Below are 17,217 nucleotides of genomic sequence, written 5' to 3' on the forward strand. Positions count from 1 at the left end.
GCCGGGATCACGCGATCGTGAAGCCGCCGTCGATGCGCAGGTCCGCCCCGTTGACCATGGCCGCCTCCGTCGAGACGAGGTAGAGCGCGGCCGCCGCGACCTCCCGCGGCTCCGCGAAGCGCCGGGCGGGGATCTGGGCTTTGTGCGCCTCGCCGCGCGGACCCGCCCAGGCCTCGCGGCCCATGTCGGTGAGCACGACCGTCGGCGAGAGCGTGTTGGCCGTGACCCCGTGCGGGCCGAGTTCCCGGGCGAGTGAACGCGTAAGACCGAAGAGCCCCGACTTGGACGCGGCGTAGGCCGCGTGGTCCTCGAGCGCGACGTGCGCCGCCTGCGAGGCGATGTTCACGATGCGGCCGTACCCGGCGCGCTTCATGTGCGTCGCCACGGCCCGGCAGGCGGCGAACGTCCCGGTGAGGTTGACGCCGATCACCCGGTCCCAATGCTCGTCGGGGACCTCCGTGACCGGGGCCAGCAGGGCGATGCCCGCTGAGTTCACGAGGATGTCGATCCGCCCCAGGGCGCTGGCGAGGTCGTCCACGGCGCGCGTGAGCGCATCGCGGTCCGTGACGTCGACGGCGAGGGTACGCGCCTCCAGACCGTCGGCGGCAAGCGCATCCGCCGCGGCGCCCAGGGCGGCGGCGTCGCGGTCGGCCAGCACGACGACGGCGCCTCGTTCCGCGAGCGCGCGGGCGATCGCGTTGCCCAGGCCGGACGCGCCGCCGGTGACGATCGCCGTGCGGCCGGTCAGGTCGAAGAAGCCGCCGCCCATCAGCAGGCCCCCGTCTGTTCGAACGCGGTGATGGAGCGGACCTTCTCCTGTGAGGGGCTCTCCGGGTCGAACGCGTAGCCGAGCCACTCGGACGCCAGGCGCCGCGCCAGCTCGCGGCCGATCACGCGCTGGCCCAGGCAGAGGACCTGGGCGTCGTTGGAGAGGACCGAGCGCTCCACGGAGAACGAGTCGTGGGCCGTCACGGCGCGGATCCCCGGCACCTTGTTGGCCGAGATGGCGACTCCGAGGCCGGTGCCGCAGATCAGGAGGGCACGGTCGGCGCGGCCGTCCGCGACAAGCTGTGCCGCTTCGACGGCGATGCGGGGGTAGGGGGTGTGCCCGTCGGCGTCGACCCCGACGTCGATCACGGACGCGACGCGGGCGTCGGCCTCGAGGTCGGCCCGAATCGCCTCCTTGTAGTCGAACCCGGCGTCGTCGCAGCCGACGACGAGGCGCAGTTGCTGGGTGCTCATGGTGTCTCCTTCGGGGTGCGCTGTCAGCGCACGTGGGTGGCCAATGCGGTGATGATCAGGGACAGCGACGTGGCGCCGGCGTCGGGTGTGCCGACGCTCTTCTCAGCGAGGGGGCGGGCGCGCCCGAGTGCGGGCCGCAGCGACGCCGTCGCCTCCGCCGCTGCGGTGGCCACGGCGGCGGCCGCGGACCAGGCCGCGGGCAGCGCTTCGCCGTCGTCGACCGCGGACTCGAGCGTCGCGGCGAAGGGCGCGAGCGCGTCGATGAGCGTCTTGTCGCCCACCTCGGCCTTGCCGAGTCCGGTTATCGAGTCGCGAAACGCCCGGACGGCGGCGACGGCGTCGCGCGCGGTGTACCGCTCGGCCGTGTCGTCGAGTTCGTTGCCGGCGGCCTCGAGGGCTGCGCCCCAGAGGATGCCGGAGGTGCCGCCGGCGTCGTCGGCCCACGCGCGACCGGCGGCGCGCAGCACTGCCCGCGGCCCGGCCTGGTCCGGCACCGACCGGCCCGCCGCGGCGGCGGCCGAGATGCCGCGCACCATGCCGCGGCCGTGGTCGCCGTCGCCGGCGACGGCGTCGATCCGGCCCAGCTCGGCGCTGTTCTCCTCGAGCAGGGACTGCACGGAGTCGAGCGCGCGGCGGACCGATGCGGCGAGGTCGACGCCGGTGGCGGACGCCTCGACGAGCGGCGCGGCGGCCGCCGTCGTGCGGACGAGGTCCGCGGCGGCGGCACGCGCCGGGACGGCCGCGCCGACCCGCCGGAACGCCGGGGTGTACGCGTCGGCCGTCCACCAGCGCTCGAGGTCCGGATCGAGCCACATCAGCGTCAGCGAGCAGCCGCCCATGTCGAGGCTCGTCACGAGCTCGCCGACCTCCGGCTGCACGACCTCGTACCCGCGCTCGGCCAAAAGGCGCGACACCCGCCCCCAGAGCAGGAACAGCTCCTCGTACTTGGTGTCGCCCAGCCCGTTGAGCACGGGTGCGACGCGGCGGCCGGCGCCCTCCGGGGCCTCGGCGAGGACGCGGTCGACGAGAAGCTGCGCGAGCTCGTCGGCGGACATGAGCGGGATGTCCTTGATCCCGGGCTCGCCGTGGATGCCGAGCCCGAGGCCCAGGTGGCCGTCCGGGACCTCAAACAGCGGGGTCGCCTCCCCGGGCATCGTGCATCCGGAGAACGCGACGCCGAGCGTGCGGGTCGCGTCGTTTGCGCGGTTGCCGGCCTCCTCGACGGCGTCGAGGTCCAGCCCCTGGGCGGCCGCGGCGCCCAGGACCTTGAAGACCGTGAAATCGCCGGCGATGCCGCGGCGCTTGGCTGGGTCGTCCGCCGAGGCGATGTCATCGGTGACGACGACGAGGCGGGCGTCGATCCCCTCGGCGGCCAGGCGTTGCTGGGCGAGGCCGAAGTTCATGTTGTCGCCGGCGTAGTTTCCGTAGGTGAAGACCACCCCGCGGCCCTGGCTGGCGGCCCGGGCGACGTTGGCCGCCCAGTTCGCCGACGGGGAGGTGAAGATGTTCCCGACGACGGCACCGGCGGCGAAGCCCGGGCCGACGAGCCCGGCGAACGCCGGGTAGTGGCCGGAGCCGCCGCCGACGACGACCGAGACCTGCTCGGAGCCGGGTGCGGAGGCGGACACGACGCCGCCGTCGACGCCGACCAACCGGTCGGAGTACAGGTCAAGGAAGCCGGCGAGCTGGTCCTCCATGAAGCGGGCGGGATCGTTGAACAGGGTAGTCATGAGTCGGGAGTCCTTACGAGTGGATCAGGCGTCGGCGGGGGACGTGGTCACGGGTGCGGCACGGCGGCCGAAGAGCCGGCCGTATTTCTCCTTGGCCTCGTCCTCCGGCACTTTGAGGTGGCGGATCATCGCGAAGGCGCAGGCGTACAGGGCAACGAACGTCCATACGACGACGGAGTTCCGCGTGAAGTCGTCCCAGCCCAGGCCGGCGGCGATGTTGAAGACAATCGCGACGACGGCGGAACCGAGGAACGTGGCGCCGCCGGCCGCCGTCGTATACATCGCGATGGCCGCGCCGCGGTGGTTCGGAGCGAGGGCCGGCATGATCGCGCCCATCGGCACGAATCCGGCGAGCAGGCAGCCGAAGATGCAGCCGGCCACGACGGAGGCGATGTAGCCCCACGTCGAGCCCGCCGGCACCATGTGCGGGACGTACCACCAGAGCAGCAGGCCGATCGCGGAGCCGGCGATGCCGAACCACTTGACGGTGCGGCGCCAGCCCCAGCGGTCGCCGATGGCGCCGAAGACGGCGTTGACGAGGATGTTCGTCGCGTACACGGCGACGGTCATGGCGAGCCAGCGGGACTGGCCCCAGCCGAGCGTCGTGGAGATGACGGCGGGGAGCATGATGAACATGCCGAACTGCGGGGCGGTGTTGATGAGGCGGATGAGGAAGCCCATGGCGACCTTGCGGTTCGTGAACGTCAGGCGCAGCCCGGCGGTCAACACCTGCGCCGCGGACTCGCCGGCGGGGGCGATCCGCTGCGATCCCCGGGCGTCCTTGATGCCGAACCAGGAGATCAGGAAACCGGCCGCGACGAGCACCGCGGCGAGCCACATGGCCCCCGTCTCGCCGGCGCGCCCGCCGCCGAAGGTCGGGATCGCGCCGATGGCGACGAGCGAGCCCAGGGTCGGCAGGCCGCCCGTGTACATCACGTAGAACCAGCCGATGGCGGTGGAGTTGCGCTCCGGCGGGGCGGTGATATTGACCCAGACGATGAAGGCGAACGCGAACATCGGGAAGCCGAAGCCGCGCAGGAAGTATGTCACGGCGGCCATCTCGAGGCTGCCCGCGGACAGGGAGATCAGGAACAGGACCTGGAAGACGAGGAAAATCGCCGCGCCGATCGCCATCACGCGGCGCGGGCCGAACAGGTCGGAGAGCGATCCGCCGAGGTAGGAGGCGATGAGCACGGCCACGGAGTGCCCGGTGATGATGGAGGAGATCGTGGCCTCGGGGGAGCCGAGGACGTCCACCATGTGCGGAGTCAGGATGTTGGACTCGAGGCCGACGGCCGTCATGACGAGGAGCAGGCCCAGGAAGCCGAAGCGCAGCATGTGCGGCATGCCGGCCCGGTCCAGGCGCGTCTCGTCGGGGTGCCCTGCGGGCAGCGGGCGGGCGGCGGTTCCGGTGGTGCTCATGCTGTCTCACCGCCCTGCAGGTTCGCGGCCGAACCGGACGGGACGGGCCCGTTCGGGAGGATCGAGACCTTGACCGAGCCGCCGGCGGAGTCGGCGACCATGTCGAGGGCCTCCTGGAAGCGCTCGAGCGGGAACTGGTGCGTGCAGATCGTCTCCATGGGCAGCGTGCCGCTCTCGATGAGCTTGATCGCCGCCGGCCAGCAGTGCGGGCCGAGGTGCGCGCCGAGGACGTCGAGCTCCTTGTCGTCGGAGATGATCGACCAGTCGACGCTCGGCTTGTCCTTGAAGACGGAGTACTCGACGAACCGCCCCAGCTTGCGCAGCAGGTTCAGGCCCTGCCCGACGGCGGAGGGGTGCCCGGTCGCCTCGATGTAGACGTCCGCGCCGTAGCCGCCCGTGAGCTCCTTGACGGCCGCGACGGCGTCGGTCCGTGCGATGTTGATGACGACGTCGGCGCCGCACGCCGTGGCGAGCTCGAGCTTCTCATCCAGCATGTCGAGGGCGATGATGCGCAGCGGGTTCTTCTGCCGCGCCCCGGCGATCGCGGAGAGGCCGATCGGGCCGGCGCCGGCGACCACCACGGTGTCCTCGAACTGGATGGAGGCGCGCTCGACGGCGTGCATGGCACAGGAGAGCGGCTCCGAGAAGGCGGCGAAGTGGCCGGGCAGGTCGGCGGCGACCCGGTGCGTGAGGGCCCGGGTGGGGACCAGCACGTACTCGGCCATGGCGCCGTCGTGCCCCTTGAACCCGAACATCTCGTGCGGCTCGCACATCCAGTAGATGCCGCGGGAGCAATAGAAGCAGTCGGTGCACGGCACGATCTGCTCGCACGCGAGGCGGTCGCCGAGGCCGACGCCGCGGGTCTCCAGCGCGCCGTCGCCTGCGGCGACGACCGTGCCGACGAATTCGTGCCCGGGGATGCGGTCGCGCTCGGCCCAGGCCGGCTTGTGCGCCCCGCCCCAGAACTTCTCCGCGCCCTGGTAGCACTTCAGGTCCGAGGCGCAGACGCCGACGGCGTCGGTGCGCAGGAGGAGCTCGCCCGGCCCCGGGGTCGGCACAGGTCGCTCCTCGAGTCGGTAGTCCTCTGGGCCGTGTACGACGACGGCCCGCATCGTCGCGGGCAGGTTCGTCCCGCTGGGGGCGGGGATGGTGGTTGCCTCAGTCACGCTGATCACTCCTTGACACATGGTCATCTCGGTTAGGTCGACGCTGCGGCGGGCCTGTCGAGGTGTGGCGCAGACCATGTGCGTGGCGTCACAACCCATAGTGAGCGACTCGCGAACAAACGTCAAGCACATATGTTCACAGGGAGGATTTGGCGCGATACGGTGGAAGTGCTCCAGTACGATGAGGGCGGAGGCGAATGTGACGGAGAATGCAGAACGACCGGAAGTGGGGGCGGTAACCGACGAGATCGGCCACGCCGAACTCGATCGGTTGTACCGGGCTGCGCAGATGTACTACGAGCAGGGCGCCACGCAAGCGCAGGTCGCCGAGCAGCTGCAGGTCTCGCGGCCGTCGATCAGTCGCATGCTCGGGGAGGCCCGGCGTCTGGGGATCGTGGAGATCCGCGTGCACAAGCCGAGTGCGGTGGGCACGGATGCGCTCGCCGAGCAGCTACGCGATGCCCTGGGGCTCGACGAGGTGCATCTTGCGCCCGGAGACCAGTCCGGCCGGCTCGGTGCCGGGCTGGCGCCGGCGACCCGGCAGGCCCTGCGCGACGTCGCTCTCAATGCGGGCGATGTGCTGCTCGTCGCCTCAGGTGAGACGACCTACTCGCTGGCTCAGCAGCACCTGGGTGACTTCGGCGGGATCATCGTGGCCCCGGCCGTCGGCGGGCAGGCGGAGCCGGACCCGTGGCATCAGACCAACGAGGTCGTCCGGGCCTTCACGGCGGCCTCCGGCGGCTACCCGCACTACCTCTTCGCCCCGTCGATGCCGTCGGCGCCACTGCTGGAGGCCTTGCAGGACGACCCGGGATACCGGCAGATTGTCCAGGACTGGGAGACCGCCAAGGTCGCGATCGTCGGCATCGGCGCGCCGGCCCTCTCCCGTGAATCGATCTCCCGTTCCGTTCCGCGCGAGCACCCGAATCTGGAGCGCTCGGTGGGAGACGTGTGCCTGGCCTTCTTCGACGAGGAGGGGTGCGAGGTGGAGTTCCCGGGCAGTGAGCGCATGGTTCGGATCCCGCGGAGCACGCTGACGCGCATCCCGACGCGCATCGCGGTCGCCGTCGGCACGCGCAAGGTCCCGAGCATCCGCGTTTCGGCGCGGTCCGGCTGGTTCAACGTCCTCGTCACGGACGAGGTGACGGCCCGCGCGATCCTGCACGCCGGATGAGCCGTTGCTAGGAGGCTGAGCCGTCGGCGAGGAAACCCCGCAGGAGTGCGGCGGTGCCCTCGAGATGCTCGAGCATCAGCGTGCGGGCCAGCGCCGAGTCGCCCGTGAGGATGGCCGTGGTGATCCGCGTGTGCTGTTCGTCGGAGTGGGCGATGTTCGTCTCCAGGAACGGGATGCGGTCCAGCAGCTGGCTCGTCGCCGCGCGCGCTTCCGCGACCGAGGCGGCGAGCATCGACGACCCGGAGAGCTCGGCGATGGTGACGTGGAAGCGGGCGTCCAAGGGGCGGTAGTGCGCCGGCTCTGCTGCGCGCAGCGCCTCCAGTGCGGCATTCAGTTCCGTGCGCTGGGCAGCCGTCAGTGCCGCCCGTGCGGCGAGCTCCGCGGCGGCCGGTTCGACGACGGCGCGGTAGACCAGCACGTCCTCAACTCGCCCCTGGTCCTCGGAGCGCAGTTCAGCTGTCTCAGCGGGCGGCTCCGCGGCGACGAAGGCTCCGCCGTAGCGGCCGCGCTGAATGGTGATGAAGCCGGCGGCCTGAAGCTCCGCCAGTGCCTCCCGCAGCGTCGCCCGGGAGACACCGAGCGACTCGGCCAGCTCGCGCTCGGCGGGCAGTTTTCGCCCCGGCGCGAGGACGCCGAGCCGCATCCCGCGCAGGAGCTGCTCCATGGTCTCCTCGAAGACGTTGCCGCGCCGGACCTGCCCGAGGTGACGCAGCGGGCCCGCGGTCGTCGGCGTTTCCAGCTCTTCGGTCATGTCCTCAGCATTCCACAGTGCGGAGGTACCTCAAAGGCCTGATTACATACTTTTAACATGTGCATTCCTCTGAACCTGTTGACAGCATGCTGTGACGCGGTTCACGATAGGTGAGTTCAAAGGACTGAAAACAGTCCAATAACCATCGTTCGCTCACCGACAGCGAGGCATCATGGCGCGGAAAACCCACATCGACTACCAGGACGTCGATCAGCACTACCTCGAACACCGGCAACTGAGGCGCGGCGCCGCAGGATGGATCCTGCTGGCCGGGCTCGGCGTCGCCTACGTCATCTCCGGCGACTTCTCCGGCTGGAACCTGGGCCTGGGCGTGGGCGGCTGGGGAGGCCTGCTCATCGCGTTCGTGCTCATGGGCATCATGTACACGGGCATGGTCCTCGGCCTCGCCGAGCTCTCGTCGACGCTGCCGACTGCGGGCGCCGGCTACGGGTTCGCGCGCCGAGCGCTCGGGCCGCTCGGCGGCTTCGCCACCGGCATGGCCGTGCTCATCGAATACGCCGTGGCCCCCGCGGCGATCGCCACGTTTATCGGCGGATACATCGAGGCGCTCGGCCTCTTCGGGATCACCAACTCGTGGCCGGTCTACCTGATCACCTATCTGGTCTTCATCGGCATCCACCTCCGCGGCGTCGGCGAGGCACTCAAGGTGATGTTCGGGATCACGGCCATCGCCGTCGTCGCCCTCGCCGCCACGGTCTTCGGCCTGCTGCCGAAGTTCGACGCGACCCGGCTCTTCGACATCGTGCCCGACGGCTCTGTGGGCTCCAGCGCGTTCCTGCCGTTCGGCATCTCCGGGGTGCTGGCGGCCCTCGTGTTCGGCATCTGGTTCTTCCTCGCTGTCGAGGGCGTCCCGCTGGCCGCCGAGGAGTCGGCGAACCCCGCGAAGGACATGCCGCGCGGCATCATCACGGCGATGATGATCCTGCTCGTCTTCGGCGCCTTCATGCTCGTGCTCGTTCCCGGGGCAGCCGGAGCGGCGGCGATGAGCACTTCCGACTCGCCGCTGCCGGAGGCTCTGCGGGCGGCCCTCGGGCCGGACTCCGCACTCGCGGACTTCGTCAACTACGCAGGGCTCGCCGGGCTGATCGCGAGCTTCTTCTCGATCGTCTACGCGTACTCGCGCCAGCTCTTCGCCCTCTCCCGGGCCGGCTACCTGCCACGCTTCCTGTCGCTGACCTCCAAGCGACGCACCCCCTGGGTGGCCCTCCTCGTGCCCGGCACCATCGGCTTCGTCCTCGCGGCGGCGACGGGCGACGGCGGGCTGCTCATCAATATCGCCGTCTTCGGCGCCGCGGTCTCCTACGTGCTCCTGAATCTGAGCCACATCGTCCTGCGGTTCAAGGAGCCGAACCTCGAGCGCGGCTACCGCACCCCTGGCGGCGTCGTGACGACCGGCATCGCCCTCGTCCTCGCCGTCGTGGCACTCGCCGCCACCTTCGTCGTCGACGTCTTCGCGGCGGGCATCACCGCCGTCGTCTTCCTCCTGGCCCTCGCCTACTTCTGGTTCTACAGCCGCCACCGGCTCGTCGCCTCGGCACCGGAAGAGGAGTTCGCGCTCATCGAACGTGAAGAAAGCAACCTGAACTGACCCCGTGAAGGAAACCATGACACCGAACCACGTCACGACCGCAACGACCGCGCAGACCGCCGCCGCGGACAGCCCGACCCGCAACGAGCGCATGCTCTCCGTCGAGCAGCTGACCCGCGACATCACCGACGGCGAGATCGACTCCGTCATCCTCGCCTTCACCGACATGCAGGGCCGCCTGCAGGGCAAGGTCATCCACGGCGGGTTCTTCGCCGATTCCGTGCTCCGGGACGGCACGGAGGCCTGCAACTACCTGCTCGCCGTCGACACCGACATGAACACCGTCGACGGGTACTCGCTCACCAGCTGGGACACCGGCTACGGCGACATGGAGTTCCTGCTGGACTACCAGACCATCCGCCGCGTCCCGTACCTGGAGAAGACCGCCATCATCCAGGTGGATCTGGCGACCACCGACGGCCGGCCTGTCCCGGTCTCGCCCCGGTCCCTGCTGCGCGCGCAGCAAGACAAAGCGGCCGGGCGCGGGCTCAAGGCCCTCGCCGGGACGGAGCTCGAGTTCGTCATGTACGAGGACTCGTACGAGTCCGCCTCGGAGCGCGACTACCGGGGTCTCACCCCGGCGAACCGCTACAACGTCGACTACTCGATCCTTGGGTCGATGCGCGTGGAGCCGCTGCTGCGGGACATCCGCAACGCGATGTACGCGGCGGGCATGACAGTCGAGTCGGCCAAGGGCGAGTGCAACCTCGGCCAGCACGAGATCGCCTTCAAGTACGACGACGTCGTCACCACTGGCGACAACCACACCTTCTACAAGCTCTCGGCCAAGCACATGGCCTCCCAGCGCGGGCAGTCGATCACGTTCATGGCCAAGCCCAACCAGCGCGAGGGCTCGAGCTGTCACATCCACATGTCGCTGCGCGGGCTCGACGGCTCGCTCGCGTTCTGGGACTCCGAGAAGGGGGAGCGCACCGCGCTGTACAACCACTTCATCGCCGGCATCCTCGCGACGATGCGCGAGTTCACGCTGTTCTACGCGCCAAACATCAACTCCTACAAGCGCTTCGCCAAGGGTTCGTTCGCGCCGACGGCGGTGGCCTGGGGACTGGACAACCGCACCTGCGCGGGACGCCTCGTCGGGGAAGGATACGGCGCGCGGATCGAGAATCGGCTCCCGGGCGCGGACGCGAACCCGTACCTGGCGATGTCCGCGATGCTCGCCGGCGGCCTCTACGGGATCGAGCACGAGCTCGAGCTGCCGGCGATGATGCAGGGCAACGCGTACGACTCGGACGCCGAACACGTCCCGCACACGATGGCCGAGGCCCGCGACCTCTTCGCGAACTCGCAGATCGCCCGCGAGGTGTTCGGCGAGGAAGTGGTCAAGCACTACACGCACTACGCCGACATCGAGCTCGAGCAGTACAACGCGGCCGTGACCGACTGGGAAGTCAGGAGGGGATTTGAACGCCACTGAACCGGCGGCGGGCGGCGCCTACCGCCCGCGTATCGGACTGACCACGTACTTCCAGCGCGCCAGCTGGGGCGTGTGGGACGGCACGGCCGCGATTGTTCCGGCGAGCTACGTGCACCGGGTCGTGGAGGCCGGGGGCACGCCCCTGCTGCTGCCGCCGCTCGGCACGGACCCGTCCGTCGTCGACCTTCTCGACGGGCTCATCGTCATCGGCGGGGTCGACGTGGACCCGGCCGGATACGGGCAGGAACCGCACCCGACGACGGCGTCGCAACCGGAGCGCGACCTGCACGACGTCGCGCTGACGCGCGCCGCGATCGACGCCGCGCTGCCGCTGTTCGCGATCTGCCGCGGGATGCAGGTGCTCAACGTCGCCTACGGCGGATCGCTGCACCAGCACCTGCCCGAGATCGTGCCGGACGCGCAGCAGCGCTACCAGCCGGCCCCGGGGCGCTTCGGCACCGTCGACTTCGCCGTCGCTGACGGGACGCTCTCCTCGCAGCTGCTCGGCCCGGCCGCGAGCTCGCCCTGCTATCACCACCAGAGCCTCGACCGGGTCGCCGATCCGCTCGCGGTGACCGCCACCGCGGCGGACGGCACCGTCGAGATGGTCGAGATTCCGTCCGCGGCGGGATGGGTTCTCGGCACCCAATTCCACCCCGAGGAGAACGCGGAGGACCTGCGGCTCTTCACCGGCTTCGTACACGCCGCCCGAACGTATGCCGAACGCCGCGGCCGCGCCCCGGCGCGCGGCACCGGAACCCCCGACGTCATGGAGGACGCCCCAGCATGAACACCTGCACCGTCATCAACCCGGCTACCGGGCAGCGCATCCGCGACGTCCAGCTCGCCGATGTCGCAGAGACCGACGCGGTCATCGCCCGCGCTGCGGCCGCCTATCCCTCCTGGCGCGAGGTGGCCCCGGCCGAGCGCGCGCGGCTGCTGCGCCGGTTCGCGAACCTGGTGGACGAGAACATCGAGTCCCTCGCCCGGCTCGAGGTCGAAAACTCCGGCCACACGATTTCCAACGCGCGCTGGGAGGCCGGGAACGTCCGCGACGTGCTGAACTACTACGCCGGCGCGCCGGAGCGGAACTCCGGGCTGCAGATCCCGGTCGACGGCGGCGTGAACGTCACGTTCCGCGAGCCCCTCGGCGTCGTCGGCATCATCGTCCCGTGGAACTTCCCGATGCCGATCGCGGCGTGGGGCTTCGGCCCGGCGCTCGCCGCCGGAAACACCGTGGTGCTCAAGCCGGCCGAGCTCACGCCCCTGACCGCCATGCGCCTCGCGGACCTGGCGCTGGAGGCGGGGCTGCCGGAGGGCGTCTTCACAGTCATCCCGGGCAAGGGCTCGGTCGTCGGCGAGCGGTTCGTGACGCATCCGGACGTCCGCAAGGTCGTCTTCACGGGCTCCACCGAGGTGGGCCAGCGCATCATGGCCGGGGCGTCCGAGCAGCTCAAACGGGTCACGCTGGAGCTCGGCGGCAAGAGCGCGAACATCGTGTTCGACGACGCCGACCTCGCCCAGGCCGCGGCCAGCGCCCCCGGCGGCGTCTTCGATAACGCCGGCCAGGACTGCTGCGCCCGCTCGCGCATCCTCGTCCAGCGCAGCGTCTTCGACGAGTTCATGGCCCTGCTCGAGCCCGCGGTCAAGGCGGTGCGGGTCGGCGATCCGGCGCTCGAGGACACGGTCATGGGGCCGCTCGTCTCCGCCCGGCAGCGGGAGGCAGTCGCCGCGTTCGTGTACGACGACGCCGGCAACCTGCGCTCGGACGTCGCCTTCCAGGGCACGGCGCCCGACGGCGAGGGGTTCTGGTTCCCGCCCACCGTCGTCGTGCCGGCGGACCCGGGAGACCGGATCCTCTACGACGAGGTGTTCGGACCGGTCGTCGCCGTCGTGCCCTTCGAGGACGAGGCGGACGCGATCCGCATCGCGAACGACTCCGAGTACGGGCTCTCCGGGTCCATCTGGACCCGCGACGTCGGGCGCGCGCTGCGCGTGGCCCGCGGAGTGGAGGCCGGCAACCTGTCGGTGAACTCCCACTCTTCGGTCCGCTACTCGACGCCGTTCGGCGGCTTCAAGAAGTCCGGCATCGGCCGGGAGCTCGGCCCTGACGCGCTGGACGCGTTCACCGAGGTCAAGAACGTTTTCATCGACACCCAGTCCTGAGCCGGCGCCGCGTGCAGAGCGGTCCGCCGGCGGAGATCAAGCAGACACAGACAGCAAGGAGAGACGCATGAGCGAGAACAACACGACGGGCGCCGCGGAAGCACCCTACGGCGGCCTGGTCACGAACCGGCTGGCCGGACGCGTGGCGACGATCACGGGCGGCGCGTCCGGCATCGGGCTGGCCACGGCCCGCCGCCTCGCCCACGAGGGCGCCAGCGTGGTCATCGCGGACATCTGCGACGAGGAGACCGGTCAGCGGGCCGCAGCCGAGGTCGGCGGGCTGTTCGTGCGCACCGATGTGACGAGCGAGGACGACGTCGTCAACCTGTTCGCCAGCACCAAGGAGAAGTACGGGTCGGTGGACATCGCGTTCAACAACGCCGGCATCTCGCCGGCGGACGACGCCTCGATCCTGGACACGGGCATCGACGCGTGGCGGAAGGTGCAGGAGGTCAACCTGACGAGCGTGTACTACTGCTGCAAGCACGTCATTCCGTACATGAAGGAGCAGGGGAGGGGCTCGATCATCAACACGGCCTCCTTCGTGGCGGTCATGGGCGCGGCGACCAGCCAGATCAGCTACTCGGCCTCCAAGGGCGGCGTCCTGTCGATGAGCCGGGAGCTCGGCGTGGAGTTCGCGCGCGAGGGGATCCGCGTCAACGCGCTGTGCCCCGGGCCGGTGAATACGCCGCTGCTCAAGGAGCTCTTCGCGAAGGATCCGGAGCGGGCGGCGCGCCGGCTCGTGCACGTTCCGCTGGGGCGTTTCGCCGAGCCGGACGAGCTGGCGGCGGCCGTGGCGTTCCTGGCCTCCGACGACTCGTCCTTCATCACGGCGAACCAGTTCCTGGTCGACGGCGGCATCGCCGGGGCGTACGTCACCCCGCTTTAGAGGTACGACGCCGGGCGGCCGCCTTCCCCGCGGGAGGCGTCGCCCGGCGCGCGTCAGGCGACGTCGTCGGGGTGGGATCCGCTGCGGAAGCCGCGGTCGAGCCCGGCGATGTGGCGCATCGTCTCCTTCTCCAGAGTGAACCCGAAGACGTCGGCGTTCTGCGCCATGCGCTCCGGCGTGCTCGCCTTGGGGAACACGATGGTGCCTTCCTGCAGGTGCCAGCGCAGCACGACCTGCGCGACCGATACGCCGTGGGCGGCGGCGATGGCGGTGAGTTCGGGGTCGTCGAGCAGGCGGCCGCGCGCGAGCGGCGACCACGCCTCGGTGGCGATGCCGAGTTCGGCGTGCACCTCGCGCAGCTCCCGCTGCTGCAGCCACGGGTGCAGCTCCACCTGGTTCACGGCCGGCACGACGTCGGCGCTCTCGAGCAGGTGCCGCAGGTGCGCGGGCTGGAAGTTGGAGACGCCGATCGCGCGGACCAGGCCGTCGTCGTGCAGTTTCTCGAGGGCGCGGTACGTCTCTGTGTAGAGGCCGCGGGCGGCGCACGGCCAGTGGATGAGGTAGAGGTCCAGGTAGTCGAGGCCGAGGTCGTTGCGGGTGGCCTCGAAGGCGCGCAAGGTGGAGTCGTAGCCCTGGTCGTCGTTCCACACCTTGGAGGTGACGAACAGGTCCTCGCGGGCCAGGCCGCCGTCGAACGCGGTGCGCAGGGCGCGGCCGACACCGGCCTCGTTGCCGTAGAGCGCGGCCGAATCGAGGTGCCGGTAGCCGGCGGCGAGGGCCTGGCCGACGATGGTCTCGGCCTCGTCTTCGGGCACCTTGTAGAGGCCGAACCCGAGCTGCGGGATCGAGACGGACGACGTCAGCGGGACGGCGGGCGCGGGCAGGGGCGATGCGTTGGTGGAGGCCATGGACCGATCGTAGCCGGAGGGGCGGCTGCTGAATCATGCGCGCGGGCGGGGAACCGGGGGTGGCCGGCTGGTATCTTGCGACGGGTGACCTACGTTCTTCGCGTCCCCGACCTGACCGATGCGCCCGAGATCGCCGAATTGCACGTGTCGACGTGGCGGGAGACCTACGGGCGCCTGCTCCCGGATGACTTCTTCGATGAGGAGCACCTGGCGGGCCGCCAGCGGATGTGGAACCACATTCTCACCCGGCGGCCGGAGGGGCTGCGCGTGTGGATCGCGGAGACCGCCGGTCGGATCGTCGGCTTCGGCCTCGCCGGGCCGAGCTACGGCGCCGGAGGAGCGGCGTTGCCGCGCGAGTTGCAGTTGTTCGCGCTCTATCTCGCATCCGATCTCCACGGCTCCGGTGCCGGTCAGGAGCTGTTGGAGGCCGTGCTCGGTGACGATCCGTCGATGTTGTGGGTCGCCCGGGAGAACCCCCGGGCCATCGGTTTCTATCGGCGCAACGGGTTCGAGTTCGACGGTGTGGAGCAGGCCGATCCAGCTGCGCCCAAGATCACGGATGCCCGGATGGTTCGCTAGAATCTCGAGTCCCGGGCCGCATTGAGGTGCGTCCGGTCAGTATGGTCCACGCGTCGCACAGGATGAATCGAGGATAAGCGTGAGCCAGAGCAACGGTGGCATGGAGATGCAGAGCCGGCAACGATGGACACTGCTGCAGATCGTCGCGGCGGTTCGTGAGTCTTGTCGGTGCCGTCGTTTCCGTGCCCGCTGCTTTCATGCTGTCGTGGGGGATCAACGAGTGGTACACGAGGATGGACTGCGGCCCGCGACCGATCGGATCAGGCTGTTATGAAGGCGAACTCGCCTCCAGCCTGTTCATTTTCGCAATGATGTACTTGCCGTTCTTCCTCTTTTCGCTCATCGTCTTTCTTGATCGCCGGGCAAGAGGTTTCGGGAACTGGTGGCCGTTCATTGTTCTTTGCGCGGTCCCCGTGGCCGTCATGCTGCTTTTCAGGATTCTCTTCATGGTCACTGCCGGGCGCTGAAGAAGCTAGCAAACGCGCCACGACGACGGCGAGTTCTAGGCGGAGCTTGCGGGCCTCAAACCCGCGTACCACCCGTCGCTGATCTCTGGGCTGGTATTTCTGTGGATAACAGAACGTTTGAGCCAAATGTTTTGATAATCTCGATAGGACGCTCGTCACACAGTCCACAGAAAGGCCCGTTCCCATGGAACTCACCTTCCTCGCCGGGGCCAGCCTCGTCGCCGCGCTGATCGTCCTGCTGATCGGCTACATCACCTTCCGGCGGGCGTACCGCGTCGCCGCGCCCAACGAGGCTCTGGTGATCACGGGCCGCGCACCGGCACGCGTCAAGGGCGGCGACATCGACCTCGAGTCCGGCACGCGCATCGTCGTTGGGTCCCGCGCCTTCGTCCGCCCGCTCTTCGACCGCGCCCACTCGGTCTCGCTGTCCTCGCGCCAGATCAACGTCGAGGTCGAGAGTCAGTCGGTCGACGGCATCTTCCTCCGCCTGCAGGCCGTCGCGCAGGTCAAGATCGGCGAAGAGGTCGGGGAGATCCGCAAGGCCGCCCAGCGTTTCCTCGACCAGCAGGACAAGATCGACTCCTACAGCCAGGAGATCCTCTCCGGCGCGCTGCGCGCCGTCGTCGGAACCCTGACCGTCACAGCGGTTCTGCAGGACCGCACGACCTTCGCACTGAAGGTCCAGGAGAATGCGGTCGACTCCATGAACAACCAGGGTCTGGTCATCGACACCCTCCAGATCATCTCTGTGGCCGACGACGGCGACTACCTGCGCAACCTCGGGCGCCCAGAGGCCTCGAAGAAGGAGCAGGAGGCGCGCATCGCCGAGTCCGAGGCCCGCCGCACATCGACTGAAGCGGAGAACCGCGACAGCCAGAAGATCGCGGAATCGCAGAAGGAACTGGACCTGCGCAACGCCACCATCGCCAAGGAGACGGCGGAGCAGCGCGCCGAGGCCGAGGCCGCCCAGGAGCTCGCCCGCTCCCGCCAGCGCCAGCAGGTACTGGACGAACAGCAGAAGATCGCCGACCAGGAGAACGACCTGCGCGAACGCGAGCTCGTCCGCGAGATCCGCAAGCCGGCCGACGCCCAGGAATACGCGGCGGGACGCCAGGCCGACGCCGAGCGCTACGCCCGCGAGCAGGAGTCCAAGGCTGCGCTCATCGAAGCTCAGAACGAGGCCGAATCGGTCCGGGCGCGTGGTGTGGCCGAAGCCGACGCCACCCGCGCCAAGGGTGAGGCTGACGCCGCGAGCATCCAGGCCAACGCCGAGGCCTACCAGCAGTTCAACGAGGCCGCCGTGCTCTCCCAAGTGCTCGAGGCGCTCCCCGGCATCGCCCGAGAGATCGCCGCTCCCATGAGCAACATCGACTCGCTCTCGATCGTCTCCTCCGACGGCGAATCCAAGCTCTCGCAGAACGTCTCGGCCGGCATGGCCCGCACCATGGAATCGGTGCAGTCCGCCACGGGCCTGGACATCAAGTCCCTCATCGAGTCGGCGCTCAGCGGCAGAGATCGCTCCGAAACCGTCGCGAATGTCGCGTCTCAGGTCGATGCCGAGCCGGAGGCCACGGACGTCCCGTCGGAGAAGCCGGCCGAGTAGCCCGGACTTCTCACGACGATGACGGGGCCGTCACCTTTTGCTGGATGGTGGCGGCCCCGTCGTCGTATGGGTC

General features: G+C 69.7%; 16 protein-coding genes. 8 read left to right on the top strand and 8 right to left on the bottom strand.

Annotated features, from left to right (window positions below; all coding sequences use genetic code 11):
* Positions 1–7 precede the first annotated feature (7 nt).
* From EV380_RS15840 to EV380_RS15860, 5 genes are read right to left on the bottom strand one after another with little or no spacing between them, the layout of a single operon-like run.
* Positions 8–769: a GolD/DthD family dehydrogenase gene (locus EV380_RS15840; RefSeq protein ID WP_130451925.1), complete on the bottom strand. Its 762-nt coding sequence runs from the start codon at positions 767–769 to the stop codon at positions 8–10.
* Positions 769–1,242 carry a ribose-5-phosphate isomerase gene (locus tag EV380_RS15845; RefSeq protein ID WP_130451926.1) on the bottom strand — a complete coding sequence of 158 codons (474 nt, stop codon included), beginning with the start codon at positions 1,240–1,242 and terminating at the stop codon, positions 769–771. The genes EV380_RS15840 and EV380_RS15845 overlap by 1 nt, the downstream gene beginning before the upstream one ends.
* 23 nt (positions 1,243–1,265) lie before the next feature.
* Positions 1,266–2,972, bottom strand: a complete 1,707-nt coding sequence (locus EV380_RS15850) for a dihydroxyacetone kinase family protein (RefSeq protein WP_130451927.1) — start codon at positions 2,970–2,972, stop codon at positions 1,266–1,268.
* Between the two features lie 24 nt (positions 2,973–2,996).
* On the bottom strand, positions 2,997–4,394 hold the full coding sequence (locus tag EV380_RS15855; RefSeq protein WP_130451928.1) for an RbtT/DalT/CsbX family MFS transporter: 1,398 nt from the start codon (positions 4,392–4,394) through the stop codon (positions 2,997–2,999).
* A complete protein-coding gene (locus EV380_RS15860) occupies positions 4,391–5,560 on the bottom strand; it encodes a zinc-binding dehydrogenase (RefSeq protein WP_341272779.1) in 1,170 nt (389 codons plus the stop codon). The genes EV380_RS15855 and EV380_RS15860 overlap by 4 nt, the downstream gene beginning before the upstream one ends.
* Positions 5,561–5,759: 199 nt before the next feature.
* Between EV380_RS15860 and EV380_RS15865 the strand changes: the two genes are divergently transcribed.
* Positions 5,760–6,734, top strand: a complete 975-nt coding sequence (locus EV380_RS15865) for a sugar-binding transcriptional regulator (protein ID WP_242607660.1) — start codon at positions 5,760–5,762, stop codon at positions 6,732–6,734.
* Between the two features lie 7 nt (positions 6,735–6,741).
* On the opposite strand, the gene EV380_RS15870 is transcribed toward EV380_RS15865, so the two are convergent.
* Positions 6,742–7,485: a FadR/GntR family transcriptional regulator gene (locus EV380_RS15870; RefSeq protein WP_130451930.1), complete on the bottom strand. Its 744-nt coding sequence runs from the start codon at positions 7,483–7,485 to the stop codon at positions 6,742–6,744.
* Between the two features lie 172 nt (positions 7,486–7,657).
* On the opposite strand from EV380_RS15870, the gene eat reads away from it, so the two are divergent.
* The 5 genes from eat to EV380_RS15895 all read left to right on the top strand — a co-directional run bounded on the left by eat (position 7,658) and on the right by EV380_RS15895 (position 13,587).
* On the top strand, positions 7,658–9,094 hold the full coding sequence (eat, locus tag EV380_RS15875; protein ID WP_130451931.1) for an ethanolamine permease: 1,437 nt from the start codon (positions 7,658–7,660) through the stop codon (positions 9,092–9,094).
* Positions 9,095–9,185: 91 nt separating this feature from the next.
* A complete protein-coding gene (locus EV380_RS15880; protein ID WP_207219506.1) occupies positions 9,186–10,532 on the top strand; it encodes a glutamine synthetase family protein in 1,347 nt (448 codons plus the stop codon).
* Positions 10,519–11,322, top strand: coding sequence for a gamma-glutamyl-gamma-aminobutyrate hydrolase family protein (locus tag EV380_RS15885; protein ID WP_242607661.1), 804 nt, complete (start codon positions 10,519–10,521; stop codon positions 11,320–11,322). The genes EV380_RS15880 and EV380_RS15885 overlap by 14 nt, the downstream gene beginning before the upstream one ends.
* On the top strand, positions 11,319–12,698 hold the full coding sequence (locus tag EV380_RS15890; protein ID WP_130451933.1) for an aldehyde dehydrogenase family protein: 1,380 nt from the start codon (positions 11,319–11,321) through the stop codon (positions 12,696–12,698). Before EV380_RS15885 ends, EV380_RS15890 begins: the two co-directional genes overlap by 4 nt.
* A gap of 67 nt (positions 12,699–12,765) precedes the next feature.
* Positions 12,766–13,587, top strand: a complete 822-nt coding sequence (locus EV380_RS15895) for a 3-oxoacyl-ACP reductase (protein ID WP_130451934.1) — start codon at positions 12,766–12,768, stop codon at positions 13,585–13,587.
* 53 nt (positions 13,588–13,640) lie between these two features.
* Here the strand turns inward: EV380_RS15895 and EV380_RS15900 are convergent, their stop codons facing one another.
* Positions 13,641–14,495 carry an aldo/keto reductase gene (locus EV380_RS15900; protein ID WP_130451935.1) on the bottom strand — a complete coding sequence of 285 codons (855 nt, stop codon included), beginning with the start codon at positions 14,493–14,495 and terminating at the stop codon, positions 13,641–13,643.
* An 84-nt stretch (positions 14,496–14,579) separates the two neighbouring features.
* Here EV380_RS15900 and EV380_RS15905 point away from each other — a divergent pair, with 84 nt between their 5' ends.
* Entirely contained in the window at positions 14,580–15,074 is a 495-nt protein-coding gene (locus EV380_RS15905) for a GNAT family N-acetyltransferase (RefSeq protein WP_242607662.1), read from the top strand.
* 260 nt (positions 15,075–15,334) lie between these two features.
* On the opposite strand, the gene EV380_RS15910 is transcribed toward EV380_RS15905, so the two are convergent.
* A complete protein-coding gene (locus EV380_RS15910; RefSeq protein WP_130451936.1) occupies positions 15,335–15,727 on the bottom strand; it encodes a hypothetical protein in 393 nt (130 codons plus the stop codon).
* Here EV380_RS15910 and EV380_RS15915 point away from each other — a divergent pair.
* Complete coding sequence (locus EV380_RS15915) at positions 15,726–17,144, top strand: flotillin family protein (RefSeq protein ID WP_130451937.1); 1,419 nt, start codon at positions 15,726–15,728, stop codon at positions 17,142–17,144. The genes EV380_RS15910 and EV380_RS15915 overlap by 2 nt on opposite strands.
* Positions 17,145–17,217: the final 73 nt, after the last annotated feature.

It is taken from the genome of Zhihengliuella halotolerans (genome assembly GCF_004217565.1).
Lineage (GTDB): Bacteria > Actinomycetota > Actinomycetes > Actinomycetales > Micrococcaceae > Zhihengliuella > Zhihengliuella halotolerans.

Coding starts and splice junctions, on each gene's coding strand:
- EV380_RS15870 (WP_130451930.1), bottom strand. CDS start 7,485: ATGACCGAAGAGCTGGAAACGCCGACGACCGCGGGCCCGCTGCGTCAC.
- EV380_RS15845 (WP_130451926.1), bottom strand. CDS start 1,242: ATGAGCACCCAGCAACTGCGCCTCGTCGTCGGCTGCGACGACGCCGGG.
- EV380_RS15910 (WP_130451936.1), bottom strand. CDS start 15,727: ATGGGAACGGGCCTTTCTGTGGACTGTGTGACGAGCGTCCTATCGAGA.
- EV380_RS15840 (WP_130451925.1), bottom strand. CDS start 769: ATGGGCGGCGGCTTCTTCGACCTGACCGGCCGCACGGCGATCGTCACC.
- EV380_RS15880 (WP_207219506.1), top strand. CDS start 9,186: ATGCTCTCCGTCGAGCAGCTGACCCGCGACATCACCGACGGCGAGATC.
- EV380_RS15895 (WP_130451934.1), top strand. CDS start 12,766: ATGAGCGAGAACAACACGACGGGCGCCGCGGAAGCACCCTACGGCGGC.
- EV380_RS15855 (WP_130451928.1), bottom strand. CDS start 4,394: ATGAGCACCACCGGAACCGCCGCCCGCCCGCTGCCCGCAGGGCACCCC.
- EV380_RS15915 (WP_130451937.1), top strand. CDS start 15,726: ATGGAACTCACCTTCCTCGCCGGGGCCAGCCTCGTCGCCGCGCTGATC.
- EV380_RS15900 (WP_130451935.1), bottom strand. CDS start 14,495: ATGGCCTCCACCAACGCATCGCCCCTGCCCGCGCCCGCCGTCCCGCTG.
- eat (WP_130451931.1), top strand. CDS start 7,658: ATGGCGCGGAAAACCCACATCGACTACCAGGACGTCGATCAGCACTAC.
- EV380_RS15850 (WP_130451927.1), bottom strand. CDS start 2,972: ATGACTACCCTGTTCAACGATCCCGCCCGCTTCATGGAGGACCAGCTC.
- EV380_RS15890 (WP_130451933.1), top strand. CDS start 11,319: ATGAACACCTGCACCGTCATCAACCCGGCTACCGGGCAGCGCATCCGC.